This is a genomic window from Arthrobacter sp. R-11, assembly GCF_049913155.1.
Lineage (GTDB): Bacteria > Actinomycetota > Actinomycetes > Actinomycetales > Micrococcaceae > Arthrobacter.
Genome location: NZ_CP183979.1, coordinates 1,924,705 through 1,938,878 on the forward strand (window position 1 = coordinate 1,924,705; position 14,174 = coordinate 1,938,878).

At 66.3% G+C, this 14,174-nt stretch carries 10 protein-coding genes and 1 pseudogene; 7 read left to right on the forward strand and 4 right to left on the reverse strand.

What is annotated here, in order from left to right; translation table 11 throughout:
* Positions 1 to 720 precede the first annotated feature (720 nt).
* The 4 genes from ACN9M4_RS08725 to ACN9M4_RS08740 all read right to left on the reverse strand — a co-directional run bounded on the left by ACN9M4_RS08725 (position 721) and on the right by ACN9M4_RS08740 (position 3,318).
* Positions 721 to 993 carry a hypothetical protein gene (locus ACN9M4_RS08725; protein WP_426303132.1) on the reverse strand — a complete coding sequence of 91 codons (273 nt, stop codon included), beginning with the start codon at positions 991 to 993 and terminating at the stop codon, positions 721 to 723.
* Positions 994 to 1,059: 66 nt separating this feature from the next.
* Positions 1,060 to 1,830, reverse strand: a complete 771-nt coding sequence (locus tag ACN9M4_RS08730; protein WP_426303133.1) for a hypothetical protein — start codon at positions 1,828 to 1,830, stop codon at positions 1,060 to 1,062.
* A 233-nt stretch (positions 1,831 to 2,063) separates the two neighbouring features.
* Positions 2,064 to 2,255, reverse strand: coding sequence for a hypothetical protein (locus tag ACN9M4_RS08735; RefSeq protein WP_426303134.1), 192 nt, complete (start codon positions 2,253 to 2,255; stop codon positions 2,064 to 2,066).
* 823 nt (positions 2,256 to 3,078) lie between these two features.
* Positions 3,079 to 3,318, reverse strand: a complete 240-nt coding sequence (locus tag ACN9M4_RS08740) for a hypothetical protein (protein WP_426303135.1) — start codon at positions 3,316 to 3,318, stop codon at positions 3,079 to 3,081.
* Between the two features lie 1,452 nt (positions 3,319 to 4,770).
* Between ACN9M4_RS08740 and ACN9M4_RS08745 the strand changes: the two are divergent.
* From ACN9M4_RS08745 to ACN9M4_RS08775, 7 genes and pseudogenes are all read left to right on the forward strand, one after another.
* Positions 4,771 to 4,953: pseudogene (locus tag ACN9M4_RS08745) on the forward strand (hypothetical protein); the annotation flags it as partial.
* A 422-nt stretch (positions 4,954 to 5,375) separates the two neighbouring features.
* Positions 5,376 to 5,642, forward strand: coding sequence for a hypothetical protein (locus tag ACN9M4_RS08750; protein WP_426303136.1), 267 nt, complete (start codon positions 5,376 to 5,378; stop codon positions 5,640 to 5,642).
* Entirely contained in the window at positions 5,639 to 6,217 is a 579-nt protein-coding gene (locus tag ACN9M4_RS08755; RefSeq protein WP_426303137.1) for a hypothetical protein, read from the forward strand. Before ACN9M4_RS08750 ends, ACN9M4_RS08755 begins: the two co-directional genes overlap by 4 nt.
* A 42-nt stretch (positions 6,218 to 6,259) precedes the next feature.
* Positions 6,260 to 7,756: a DUF3375 family protein gene (locus ACN9M4_RS08760; RefSeq protein ID WP_426303138.1), complete on the forward strand. Its 1,497-nt coding sequence runs from the start codon at positions 6,260 to 6,262 to the stop codon at positions 7,754 to 7,756.
* The gene (locus tag ACN9M4_RS08765; protein WP_426303139.1) at positions 7,753 to 8,526 is read left to right on the forward strand and encodes a DUF4194 domain-containing protein; all 774 of its coding nucleotides are present in this window, start codon (positions 7,753 to 7,755) and stop codon (positions 8,524 to 8,526) included. Before ACN9M4_RS08760 ends, ACN9M4_RS08765 begins: the two co-directional genes overlap by 4 nt.
* Positions 8,523 to 11,915 (forward strand): ATP-binding protein, encoded by a 3,393-nt coding sequence (locus ACN9M4_RS08770; protein ID WP_426303140.1) that lies wholly within the window; start codon positions 8,523 to 8,525, stop codon positions 11,913 to 11,915. Before ACN9M4_RS08765 ends, ACN9M4_RS08770 begins: the two co-directional genes overlap by 4 nt.
* Positions 11,912 to 13,099: a Wadjet anti-phage system protein JetD domain-containing protein gene (locus ACN9M4_RS08775; RefSeq protein WP_426303141.1), complete on the forward strand. Its 1,188-nt coding sequence runs from the start codon at positions 11,912 to 11,914 to the stop codon at positions 13,097 to 13,099. The genes ACN9M4_RS08770 and ACN9M4_RS08775 overlap by 4 nt, the downstream gene beginning before the upstream one ends.
* The last annotated feature ends 1,075 nt before the right edge of the window (positions 13,100 to 14,174 follow it).

Genomic DNA, 14,174 nt, shown 5'->3' on the forward strand with positions numbered 1-14,174 from the left:
GCGGGTTTTTCGGGGTGTGTGGGTTCCCGGGCGGCCGGTTTTCGGGTGGCGTGGTTCTCATTCAGCGACTGGCAGGCACCGCGTGTGTCTGTAGTTCGGTGTCGTTCTGATAGAGGAGCAACTGCTGGGGTAAGGGTCTGGAGTGCAACTTGGGGTACCGGGAGCGGTCCAGAACTTCGTGAGGAAATAAGTGACGAAGGAGCGCCGAACGAAATTCTGGATCGTGAGCGGCGTATAGCGCCCTGGTTGCGCGGAGGACCCGCCCGGCGATCATGGGGATCAGAATGACAAACAGCGGGGATGCGTCTGGTGGTTCATGGGTGGCGGGTTCGGGGACATCCAGCCAACTGACACTGACTCGCTCCGGATCCAAGACCAAGAGCCGCCCGCTCGTAGCCCGGAAGTGAGTCTCGGGCCTGCGGCTGCGGTGGGTCTGGCCCGAGCCGGCGAGGACGTTTGTTGTGATTGCCCCCAGGGCACTACGCGATAGGATTCCACGAGCCGGTGAGGACGTCAGGATAAGTCATTGCGGCCGGGCGTGGAGGACAGCCTTACCGGCGGCGGCGCCAGCCCCATCGATCAGGATCCACTTTGGGATCGTTTTCCGATGACGTTGACAGGCCCTTCGACCACGATGAAATGGGCGCCGGTGAACTGTCGCGGGTGGCCCTGAGCCAGATTCGGGTTGGCTGGGCGACGCGCGCGGTGTGTCTGGCAGGGTCAGCCGATGACGGTGACCGAGTAGCCGCCGGAGTCCTTACCCTCGGGTTCGGTGTGCGAGTACCGCACGAGGTGCGCGAACGGGCCGCCCTCGGCCAGAGCGCCCGCCAGGTTGCGGGCCTCAAGGCTGTCGAGGCCCCACAGCCGTGTGAGGGCAATAAAAAGGGCCTCGCCTGGTTCGGCGTTGGTGAGGATCCCGAACTGTCCGGCCCGATCGAGCCCGATCTGTTCGATGACCCGGCGGGACCCGAGCGGCGTCGCGAAGGGGTGCACGCGCCCGTCCTCCCGATCGTGTTCGAGGTGGCCGTGCTCGACGACTCCGAGTTCGACGGCGAGATTTCACAGCCTGGCGCTGTCGGCGACCAGCCAACCTTTGTCGGTGAGCAGCATCGTCAGCAGATGCTGACCCGACCCGGTGGGCACGCCGAGGCGAAGCGATTTGATCGACGGCGCCCGCAGCCGCGCCGCCGTGCCGAACTCCGTCTTCGCCGTGCCGAGGATCCCTTTGAGCAACGGCATGACGGCCGCGCCGCCGTGCCGCAGCTCGAGCGTCCTCGTTTTTGTGACGAGTTGGCCCAGGGCGAAGATCAGCTCCTTCGCATTGTCGGTGCCGGCTAGGATGGTGAGGTTGCGCTGCCCGACGTGGCGGTCGTGGTTGGCGTCGAGGGCGCCCGACCACTCGTCGAGGGGGCAGCTCGCTGTCGCCATGAGGCACTCGTGGCCCTTCAGTGTGGCGGGGATGTCCCAGGTCCTGTCGAGCTCGACTACCTGCATCGCGCCGGGCTTGGTGCGGTCGTCAAGCTGGGGCACGACCGCCATGCCGATGGGCTGTGGTTGGTAGGCCGGGTTGGTGGGGTCTCCGCCGAAGAAGCCGGGGTTGACGAACCACGCGCGCACGTGGACACCGATCGCGGCAAACAGCCCGAGGTTCCAGACGCGGATGAAGGCACGGTAGCGGCGACCCGCGGACGGGTTCCCGACGAGCTGTGCCGGCGAGAATGGCCCCGTGTAGGCCGCGTCGATGAGCAGGATGTCGGGAGACTCCCAGCACGGGATGCTCGGCCAGGTGGGCCGGATCGCACGGTCGCCGGGACTGTACGCGCGGATCATCAGGTAGGGGGTAGACGTCCTCGCGCCGCGGCCTACGCTCGCCCCCGATCGCCTTGCTGAGTCCCCTGCGCGGCGTCTCTGACGTCGTCGGTCGGCGCCCAGCCGGGGTCCAAGTCACCACTTGGCAGATCGGTGTGTCCGAACGCGCCGGGCGGACTTTCGCCCCGCTGGGCCGCGTTCTCCTTGTCGGTGAGGACCGGGTGCTCCTGGTCGTCGTGGTGGCGTGCCATCGGTCAGCCCTCTTTGTGGTCCAGGCGCTCGCGCCATTCGGGGTCGGTGTTGGGGTCGTGCTTCTGTGGGCGGCCGCAGTCCGCCGGGCCGGTACCGGGCAGGTAGTGGACGTCGACGTCGTGCGCCTCCTCGTACCAGCGCCCGGGCTGGGACCGGCAGTCGTGGTCGGCGTGGAAGAACTGGGGCGAGTGCACGGCAGCGCGTAGCCGTAGTCCTCGGAGCCGACCGGGTTGATGTCCGGTACGCAGGGTACCTTGCTGCGGTCCCAGTCCCAGGTGCGCCAGGCGTAGCCGCGGTCGGAGTCGAGGTTGAAATCGGGGACGCCGAAGTCCTGCTGGCCGGCCTCGTCCGCCATCCGCCCCACGAGGTAGAGCCCGTAGTCGATCGGCCGCGTGCAGCACGGTCCGTTCCGGTCCCAACCGTTAAGGATGCGCCCGATGGCGATCTCGCCCACAGCGCCCCGGTACCAGGACAGGGCATCCGCCCCGAAGCGGGCTCACACCGAAAAGACGCCTGAGAAGGGACAGTGCTGGAACACAGGCCTGCTCCTGGAGGACCCTTTCGATCGCTGCGTGACCGGCGGTCCTGTTCCTCTGATCGGCGCCGGTCCAGGCAGTCTGCAGGGGCGGGACATCCTGCGAAGCCTGGCCGTGTTCCAACGGATCGTCCCCTTTTCTTATCGGTGCAGCGGAGCGCCCCCGTGAAGACGGGGGAGTTGATGGAATCCTGCCAGAGATCCCTTTGCGCCCGGGGTCTGCGGGCAGGTCAGGGCGGTTGATCGTAGGTCCGGGATCCCCGGCACGGTTGTCCGGCGCATAGAATGCCGGCGGCGCGGCGCGCCGGGGTCGACAGCTGGCGTGGACGCTGCATACGAGGGGAGTGAGCATGGGCCTTGATCCCGGTCACCTTGATGGTGTTCTGATGGTTGTCGCGGTTTTCGCCATGTTGTACCGGACCCGTGCCCCGTACACGGGGCGGTGGTGCTGCGCTGCAGTTCCTGGTGACCGGGAACTCGGCCTATCTGCCGTCCGGGACGCCGCAGCGGTTCTGCGCCGGCCCTGCCGGGAACGCCTTGCTAGCGGCCAGGGCGTTCAGTGTGTGGGCGGGGCCGCGGTCGTTGAGGTTCCGCCCGGCCCCAGTGGCTGCTGCTGACCGGACTGCCGTCACCGGGATGGCCGCGGCGCTGGAGGAGTCGGGGCGGAACGCGTTGCCCGGGGGACTGGTATCTCTGGCGATGATGGCCACGGGCACGGGCACGGGCCTGATGGCTGCTGAGCTGTGGCGGGTGAAGCCCGGGATTTCACACCTCCAGCGGGTCGTTCTGGTCAGGCGAATGGACTTGTTCGGCGTCTGAGGAGTGGCCTCCCGTGTGGGAGGGTTTGAGTATTACGTTTGATGACGCCGGCCACAATGGATGACTTGAAAATCTATGACTGGACTTTCATGGTCCTGATTCAGGTGGATGATGCCTTGGGCGGTACCGCCGCCTCGTGACAGTTGCTTTCGTCCGTGGAGCGTGAGCTTTGAATGGGTCGATGGGGCCGACGGCCAGTTGTGGAACGCTGCGGTAGAGCTCAGGGCCGCCCCCTGCTCCTGCTGTTTTCAGCTGCTTACGTGTTCTGTTCTTACTGAACGCCATTTGGGCTGATGGTCGGACCTTAGATCTAAGTTGGACATTATACACAGCCTTCAGCTGCCTGGTGCATAGATCTGGCTTCAAGAGTGGCGCCGATGTCGAGTATCGTCCTCGGCTATGAAGCAAACTTGCTGTTCCACTCGTTCCTCAAGATCGCCGCTGGCTCGGCCGAGCCCGGGAGAGGAACGACCACTTTGCACAGACCGGATTTGGCGGTTGTGTGCCCGGGTTCTTCTGATGCCGTCACTTCCGGGTGCGGTCGGCTTGCGATCCTTCGCAGTGGCGCAGCAATGCCGACGACGAGGTGGAAACCCTCGGTGCGAGCGGCAACTAAGGCTAGGACCAACACGTACCGGCGGTGGACGTGGCCGCGGACTGGAACGAACTCTTGATCGGAGAAAAGTATGAACGCCTGCTCCTATGGAGGAGAAGATTGCGGCAAGTTGCGACAGTTGCGCGGACCCGACAGAGTGTGCCCCAAACACTTCAAGCGCATGGAGCGCTGGGGGAGCTATGACCCGACTTGTGCCGTCGGAGGCGAGACATGTGGTCTAAACGTCAGGCTCTACGGCGACGGCAAGTGCCGTGAGCATCACTTCTGCGCGGATCCAAAGCCCTGCCTTGAAAACCTATCGCGCACGCTCTGCAATCATGGACGCAACGGGCAGAGAGGGGCGAGCCGATGGCCGCCAGTGATGACGAGAACCGGATCTCGAGGGAACAATCCATTCGACGGATACGGAGCCGAATCCAGGCGGCCGAACTTGGGGTCACCCTGGACGATGCCCGGGGACGACAGGCGCCGGAAGCAGTACTACAGCTGTCGCAGGGAACGCCGCCGCCCTTGCCGTCACCTTTTCGATACTCTGAGGACTCCGGACGGGAAGCTCCGGATGGCTTGGCATCACGGAGAGAAATGGCTCTCTATTTGCGCCGGACGATCCGGGCCGCGCAATTGAGGGTTGCCTTGGACGAGGACCGGGGCCGGCCGACTCCCGAGGGCGAGGACCAGCGACTACGGCCACCGCACGCTGACCATCCGGCGCAAAGGCGGCAAGTCCGCCAAGGTCGCCGTGCCGGCGCCCGCGGTGGTCGCGCTCAACTCTTACCTCGGCACGACGGGCGCGGACCTGGTGCTCGGGCAGGGACCGGGGATGAGCCGGCCTCTGTTCACGACGGCCACCCGGAAACCCTGGCAGCGCTCGGAGGCGGCGCGCACCGTGCAGCGCCTCACGCGCAGGGCCGGTATCGACGGGCAGATCAGCCCGCACAGCCTGCGGCACGCGTTCGCCACGATTGCCCTGGATACAGGGGTCTCTCGCTGCACGACCTGCAGGACAGCATGGGACATGCGGATCCGCGGACCACCAGGAGGTACGACCGGGCGCGGAACAACCTGCACAAGTCCGCCGGCTACGACGTTGCCAAGGCGCTGGCGTAGGGGCGGGGTCAGAGACACCCGATTCCGACGGGGGCCCCTGGGACTATGACCGCGTACTGAAAACCCTGGGACGGCGACCAGTGTCGGCTGCAGCTCCTGGCCGCCGGCGCGTTATAGAGACGGCCCGCCGCTACGTGGACTTTGCCGTGCCGACGTTCCGCCAGCTCCTCCGCCACACACCGGCCTACGGGTTGATGCAGCACCCAGGGCGCCGCTGACCCGCTGACCCAGCTTCTGATGACCTTGGACGAAGTTCAGGGAGGTCAGCGCGCGCCGTCTCCCGCCATTGTCGGTGGTGCTTGGCATCCTGATGCCATGAAACGTGCGCACCAACCACCAGTCGGCTCATTCGTTCCGCAGACCAGGTCCGCGCCCGCGTTCACCGGCAGCGCCTCGCAGCGGCTGGAGGGGATGCGGAACCGGCGTGAAGCCGGCTCGGTTGGCGAGTATCACCAGTATCAGGTATCGATGAAACTCGATACTTATGATACTGTTTCTCCATGAAAACACCAGAGTCTGCTTCCGCTCCGGAACGACGCGCCGCCGAGGCCGCCGAGGCCCTGGCCGCCGAAGGCGTACCCGTCACCAACCGCGCCGTGCGCGCAAAAGCCGGCGTCTCAATGGCCGTCGCCGCCGAGGCTGCAACGACGTGGAATCAACGCGCGGCCGCCCAGGTGCACATCCCCGAGGCGCCGGAGTTCGTCACAGCCCGCTTCGGCGGCATCTGGCGCGAGGCGTACTCAGCCGCGCGTGACCTGTTCGCCGCCGAGCGTGAGACTCTCACCGGCCGACTCCGGGTCGCCGAAGAGGAGAACCGGTCGCTCACAGCGGACCTTACGACCTCAGACGGCCGGGTCGCGGAACTCGAAGCTGAACTGGAGCGCGTCCGAACCGACCTGGAGCGCGTCCGAACCGACGCTGAGCAGGCGGCAGCTGCAGCGACGGCCGCCCACGCAGCTGAACTGTCCGCCGAGCGGTCACGCGGAGACCGGGCGGAAGGCGCACTGGACGCGGTGACCAAGGAGCGCGACCGGCTGTTGAAGCGACTGGAACCAGCCCGCCCTCCGGCTGACGGCTGACGGCTGAGCAGACCAGAGCTTCATCGACGATAGGAGTGCGGCATGGCAACTGACATCGAAGGCGGCGTCGCGCGCATTGAAGCTGCCCTCAACACGCCGACCCTGAAGCTGCTCGACCGCAAATCCGCCGTCATTGCCATGCCGCTGCTGTCGGCTGTCTTCCCCGACGATTCGCAGCCGGTTCCGGTCGAACAGCTGCACACCCGGGTTGAAGCCCTGCTGGACGAACTCCGGGCGGGTGGGTACACGGTGCCGTCGACGGGCGGCAAGGCCCTCGCCATGCAGTGGGTGCGCGAGCGGTGGCTGTACCGGGACCCGGGGCGCGGGCAGGAGACCTACCAGCTCACCGGCGACGCGAGGCAGGCCCTGGATTATGTGCTCCGGGCGAGCCGTTCCCAGCTCAACGTATCCGTGTCGCGCATCGAAACCATGCGGCGGGTCATCTCGGATGCCGCCCAGGCGGCCAACCCGGACCGCGAGGAGCGTAAGCGCAGGCTCGCCGAAGAAATCGCGATCCTGCAGGAAGAGTACGTCCACCTGGCGGCCGGCGGCGAGCTGCGGGAATCCTCGGAGGCGGAGCTGTCCGAGCAGTTCTCCAACGTGCTCCGAGAGCTCGATGGCCTGCCGTCCGACTTCCGCCGGGTCGAAGAGGCGGTGCGGGAGATGCACCGGGGCATCACCAAGAGATTCCGTGAGGAAGAGCGACCCGTCGGGGAAGTGGTCGACGACTACCTTGCGCAGGCGTCCAGCCTGCTGACCGGCACTGCGGAGGGCAGGGCTTTTGCCGGCGCCCTGGAGCTCCTGCGCAAACCTGACTGGCTGACAAGGCTGCGCTCCGACCTGGAAGCCATCCTGGCCCACCCCGGGGCCAGCCGACTCCTTGCCGACGAACAGCGCCAGATGCGCACGGCGGTGGACATCATCCGCCGCGGCATCGCCGACGTCCTGGATCAGCGCCAGCGCCTCACCGCCACGCTCCGGGAACACATCGAGAACTACGACCACATCCGCAACCGCGAGCTCGACACAGTCCTGCGCGGCATAGACCGGGAAATGCGGGCTTGGATGCAGTCGGCACGCGCCCGGGACCACGTCGGTGTTCAGTTGATCCCGCCGGGCCTGGACATCGCGGCCTTGCGGTTCAAGACGTACGACCCGGACAACCAGCGTTCGCCCGAACCGCTCGCGGATGTCTCGGATGAGGCGCCGGCGGCCCCGTCCCTGGAGGACATCCGCAGGCAGGGTGGCCCGTCACTGGATCAGCTGCGCCTCCGGATCGAGGAGAAATCCGCCAATGGTGAGCTGGAGTCCGCCGCTGCGCTGTTCAACTCGCTGCCCGGTGACCTCCGCCGGCCCGTCGAGATCCTTGGGCTCCTGCACCTGTTCACCCGTCTCGGAGCCCATACCGATCCCGACCAGCGCGAGGCCGTGTCGGCAGTGCGGCCCGACGGCAGCACGCGCACATTCCTGATGCCTTCCGCCACGATCCAGCCCGCAGGGGACACGAAGGACACCGATACCGAAGGAGCACGCCAATGACAGACGTCGCCGCGATCGACGAAGACTCCGTGGACCCCCTGGACTTTCTGTCGGAGGACCCGCCGGCCGGGGACGAGGACGGTGCGGAGAGCTCGCTGTCCATGTTCGAGAGCGATGCCTCGACCCTGTTCCCGGACCAGCGCAGATGCCTGCATGCGCTCCTGAAGCACCGGTATCTCTCGGCGGAGCGTCACCCCGACCACTGGCAGGTTCTCCTGGCCAACGCCGAGACGATCCGTGGCCGGCTCAACGAGCTGTTCTTCGAGCTCTTCATCGACCGGGACCACCAGATCGCGTTCAAACGGCAGGCGGTTTCGGAGACGGGCGATCCTCTTCCGTCACTGCTGCGGGACGTGTCCCATACGAAAGAGGAGACCATCATGATGGTCTACATGCGGCAAAGGCTCTTCTCCCAGCGCCAGGAGGGTGAAGACGTCGTCTTTGTGGACCGCCAGACGCTGCTCGATGAAGTAGCCGACCAGCGCCCCGAGGATACGACCCACCGCGCCATGGACCAGAAACGGGCGCTGAAGGCGATTGACGGGCTGGCAACGGCCGGCCTGCTCCTGAAGACCGCCGATCCCGACAGGTTCCGGATCTCTCCCATCATCGAGATCCTCATGCCGGTCGAGAAGCTGCGCACCCTGTGGACATGGCTCATGGAGCAGAACGGCACCGCGCCGGAGGGTGACGGCGACGGCGCCGATACCGACGACGAAGAAGACGATGAACCAGATCTGCTGACCGACCTGGGGAAGGACAACGCATGACCCTCGAACTGGAAATACCCGACCTGCAGGTAGCCGCGGCGGAGCACGCCCAATGGCGGGTCGAGGCCCTCCAGATGGTGAACTGGGGCGGCTTCCACGGCCGCACCGAGGTGCGGTTTTCACCAGGATCCACGCTGTTGTCCGGAGCGAGCGGCACCGGGAAGTCAACGGTCCTGGATGCCTACATCGCCCTGATGATGCCCTCCAACACTCCGTTCAACGGGGCATCCAACGACGCCGGGGGCCGGGCACGGTCGGCGGAGCAGCGGAACCTGCTGACCTACCTCCGCGGCAAGATGGACGCCAACCGGGTCGACGGCTCCGACGAGATGCTCGACCTGGTGCTGCGCGGTGCCGGCATGACGCCGGTCTGGGGTGCCCTGGCCGCGACCTTCGTCAACGATCAAGGCCGGCGCTACACGGCGATGCGAATCTACTTCGTCAAGGCCGGCGCGTCCGTCAACGGCGACGTCATCACGACCTTCGCCGCCTATGAGGGCCATTTCGACACGTCCAAGCTCGCGCCGCTGGCCGCCAGCCGCTTCGACAAGCGGGCACTGAAGGCAGCTGTACCGGGGCTGGCGACGTTCAACACCTTCTGGGAATTTGAAGGAACCCTGCACACCCGCCTCGGCATCGGCGGCCCCGACGGCGGCCGCAAAGCCATGCGGCTTCTCGCACGGCTCCAGGCCGGGATGGAGGTCAAACGGGTGGACGGGCTGTACAAGACGATGGTGCTGGAGGAACCCGTTACGTACCAGGCCGCCGACCAGGCGATTCTGCATTTCGCCAATCTGGAGGCGTCGTACTCGAAGATGGTGGATGAAGCCAACAAGGTCAAGGTCCTGCAGCGCCTTCCCGCCCTCCAGACGGAGCTGGCGGATGCCGAAGCAAGGGAACTGCTGATCCGCCACTTCGGCGCCGACGACGATGGACCCTCATCGTTCCGCCTGTGGAAGCTCCGCACCGAACGCGGCCTTCTTGACGACGCGGTGATGGCGAACCGCCGCGACCACGCCGCGGCCAGCCGCGCCTTCGCCCAGGCACAGTCCGACGAATCCGAGTACGGGGCGCGCCTTGTACAGATTGCCCGGGACAAGGACGCCAACGGCGGTAGCGCGATCGAGGAACGCCGCCTCAAGATTGCGGACCTTGAGAGCAGCCGCGACGCGGTCTACCAGGCGAATCTCAAGTTCCAGATGAAGACCGAGGCCATCAACCTCGTTGTGCCCGAGACGGCCGGGCAGTTCGCCGAGGCGCAATCCGCCGCGGCCGACTTCCTGTCCGGTTTCGGTGCCCGCGAAAGTGCATTGGACGAGCAGGAAGGGCGTGCCCGTGAGGTCCTGGCTCCGCTCACGGCCCGTCGCACGGACCTCATGGAGGAGGCGGCATCCCTCAAAGGCAGAACCGGGATGGTCCCGCGGGGGCTGCACAACGCCCGGCTGCGGATGGCAGAGGCGGCGGGCCTGGATCCGATGCGTGATCTGCCGTTCGTCGCGGAGCTCATTGATCTCCTGCCGGGGGAGGAGACCTGGCGCAAAGCGATCGAAACGACGCTCGGCGGCCTCGCCCGGACGGTGCTGGTCGACCGTCACACCCGTGACCGGCTGTCTGAAGCCATCGACGGAGTTACGATCAGGCCGCGCATCCAGTACCAGGCAGTGACCCTGGCCGAGCACGAGGATTGGCGCGGAGACCCCACCCGGGTCTCGGGCAAGCTCGCGTTCCTGGACTCGCCGTTCTCACGCTGGGTTCAGGACCGGGTAGCGGGCAGTGGCATCGACCACCTGTGCGTGGCCGACGCGGCAGCACTGGCCGGCGCCGGGCCGCGGGTGACTATGTCCGGGCAGACCCGTTCGGGGGACCGGGGCGCCCATGGAGAATCAGGTGAGGGCAACATCATCGGGTTTTCCAACGAACGCCGACTCAAGGACATCGCGGAGCTGCTGGCCGAGCTGGAGCCGGAGATCGTCGAGGCCAACGTCCGAGTCCGGGACGTACTGGAGCGCCGGGCCGACCTGCGGCGGCAGCGGGACGCTCACCTGTTCGTCCAGGACAGCAACTGGGCCGCCATCGACCACCTTGGTATCGACCGGCAGATCGCAGAGCTTGAGGACGCCATCCGCGGGCTGCGGACCACCAACGCGATCCTCGATGCGCTTGAAGCCGAGGGTGAGCGCATCAGGCCCCTTCACGGGCAGGCGAACCGGGACAGGGTGCTGGCAGAACGTGATCTGGAGAAGCTGCAGTCCGACTGGAGCTCCCTTGTGACGCGGCAGGACACCGTGCAGGCCGCGGCGGACGACATTGTCGACCGGCAGACGGCCACGGTTACCGAGGCCCAGCAGAAGTACCTTGACGAGCTGTTCACCAGCAACTGGGAGGCCACGAGCCTGAAGTCATTCGAGCAGAACGTCACAGCCCTGCGCAGGCGGCTCAGGGAGGAATCCGAGGCTGCCCGGCGCAACGCAAAGAGTGCGACCAACGCGATGGTGAGCATGTTCGAGGCGTACAAGAGCAACTGGACCGAGAACAATTTGGGCACCACCGCCGACTCGGTCGATGGCTACCGCGAGATCCTCGACCGGATCCAGTCCGAGGGGCTCTACGAACGCCGCAACAAGTGGCGGCGTGAACTGGCTGCGTGGTCCAGCGATGACCTGCTGCGGCTCAACGACGCCTTCGACACCGCCCTGGCAGACATCGAAGACCGTCTCCTGCCGATCAACAGGATTTTGGAAACGCTGCCGTTCGGGAACAAAAGCGGCGTGCTTCAGATCAGCCTCCGCCGGCTTCAGAGCGAAGACCTCGGCAAGTTCCGCCGCGGCCTGCGGGAGTTGTCCTCGGGCCTGGCCCTGGAGCTCACCGAAGACCAGATCGAGGCGAGGTTCAAGAAGCTGAGCGAGTTCATGGCCCGCATCCGCATCCCGGAGGGCCACACCAAATCCTCGACGTCCCAGCGCGACCGCTACCTCGATGTGCGCCAGCACGTCGTCATCACCGCGGCGTGCCTGGACAAGGACACCCGCCGCGAGATCGCCATCTACGACTGGCTGGTTGACAAGTCCGGCGGCGAAACCCAGGAACTGGTGGCCTTCGTCGTCGGGTCGGCCCTGCGCTATCAGCTGGGGGACGAGACCCGCTCCCGGCCCACGTTCGCTCCGGTGTTCCTCGACGAGGGGTTCGTGAAGGCGGACAGCGAGTTCGCGGGCCGGTCCGTCCGGGCCTGGCAGAACCTGGGGTTCCAGCTCATCATCGGCGCCCCGCTGGACAAGGTCACGGCGCTTGAGCCGCACATGGACCTGCTCCTGACCGTCACCAAAAACGCGCGGGGGTACTCGTACATCAGCGATCTCCCCGACGACCCTGGAGCCGGGGGCGGAGCATGAAGACACCGCAGGCCGTCACCGAAGACATCCGCCGTCGGCTGAGCGGGAAGTGGCATAGCCATCTCGTCGGGGACGAGGCTGCGTTTCCGCATGCCTTCGCCCTGGGCCGGCCGGCGGCAGCAGACCTTCGGGCCGACTACTCCGCGGTGCACGCACAGACGGTGCAATGGCAGGACTGGGCAAAGGCACACGAGGTAGACCTCGACTACGAGAACCGCACAGCAAAAGGCGGGACAACGCAGTCGGTTCCCACCCACGCGCGGGTGGTATCCATCGACCATGCCGCGGCCCTCGCAGCCGGAGACTGGCCCGACAGGCTCGCCCGTGCCCGCCTGCGGCTCGGCGTCCTGCGTGATAAGTATCCGCACTTGGACGACGTCGGGAAGACGCTCCGTACCCTCGACGCATACGCGGAGGTCGATTTCGGGCTGCTCCTGTCTGTCGCTGGCTGGTACCGGGGGGACCCTGGCCGCGCCAACCTTGGTGTGACCCCGCGCCAGGTCCCGATCCCGGGCGTCCATGCGAAGTGGCTGCAGTCCCACCGCCGCGGGGTTCAGGCGCTCACCGGGCTCGAGGACCTCGGCCTGCTGCCGGGCCACCCGCCCCGAATCCACTTCACCTATCTCGACCCCGGCCACCTCGCCGCCGGCGGGCGTGTCCACGACTCGGCGACGGCCGGCGACAGCTTCGCACCGGCCTACCTGCCCGAGGTCGTGGTCATCTCGGAGAACAAGGACACCGCAATCCACTTCCCGGCCCTGGCTGGCGGCATCTCTGTCGAGGGGGTCGGCAAGGGCGGGAAGACGCCCGCATCATTCCCGTGGATCCGTGATGCCCCCGTGCTGGTGTACTGGGGCGACATCGACCGCGACGGCTACGAGATCCTGGACGGCTACCGGGCCGACTTCGGCCGCGACATCGACTCGATCCTCATGGGCCCGGAGGACTACGAGGCCTACGAGATCTTCGGCACCGAACTGGACCAAACAGGCAGGGCGCTCCAGTCCGGGAGCCCGAGGCCGGCGGAGAGGCTCCGCCCAGAAGAAAGGGAGGTGTACCGGCGTCTCCTCGATCCGCAGCACACCGGCCACCGGCGCGTCGAGCAGGAACGGATCCCCCTCGCCAGGGCGCTGGAAAAAGTCGAGTTGGTCTGCAGGAGGATGGCCAGCCGCGACGCTCATTGACCTCTACGGAGTATTTCGGCGCCCGAAGGTGCAGACCGCCGGAACCGTGCCCGACGGGCCATACCGGGTGGCCTTGTCCCGATGGATCCCTGCGAAGGGCAACGCCTCCACCTCCATGCCTTCTACGCCAGTTGCCCTCACAACTAATGTCGGTCCATCCCGTTAGAATCCGGACACCCGCTACAGTCCCGCCGAAAGGACCCAGGTGCCTCGCCGCTTGACCAACGAAACAGCCACCGCACGGCTGCTCAAATGCGGCTATGAGGCCGTAGAGGACTATCCAGGCAAGATCATGGGCCCGTGGCGTGCGGTGCATCTTGAGTGTGGACAGGAAGTCACACTCCGTCTGGATCCTGTGGAACGGGGACATGCGCCGCGCGACTCATGCCCGTGTTATACGGCAAAACGAGTGGCGGCAGAGCAACGCACGCAAAGCACCAAAGCGGCTGCCAACGCGGCCAAGGCTGCCGCGGGGATGAGTGCAGCCGGCTGGGAACCGCTGAAACCGTACCCGGGATCCCACAAGGGCTGGCGCAGCCGGTGCATGAACTGCGGCTCCGAGAGCTCGCCCTCATTTCATAACGTGTCTCAGAGCGCAGGCAAGTCAAAGCTGTGTCGGACCTGCTCCGGACGGCCACCACTCACCGAAGATAGTGCCAGTGCAGTCATGTTGGCGGCCGGCTGGCGGCCGCTGGCACCTTTCCCCGGACGGCTTGATCCATGGTTCTGCGCCTGTGTGACCTGCGGACATGAGAGTACGCCCAACTACACGGTCACAAAGCAGGGCAAGTCCCGGTGCACGAAGTGCGCAACACGGGCTAGGGGCTTGAAAGCCATGCAGGAGTTTGAACCTACGGCCCTCAAGACCATGCAGGACATGCAGTTGCAGCCACTCGAACCGTATCCCGGCGCGAACAAGCCTTGGAAGTCGCGGTGCCTCCAGTGCGGCAGCACAGTGAGTCCCTCATGCACAAACGTTGCCCTGGGAATCCGGGGGTGTTGGACATGCTCGCGCCCTGTCCAGGCCGCCGCCATACGGGCAGGCAAAGCTCCCGCAGCAGAGGCCAGGGTGCGC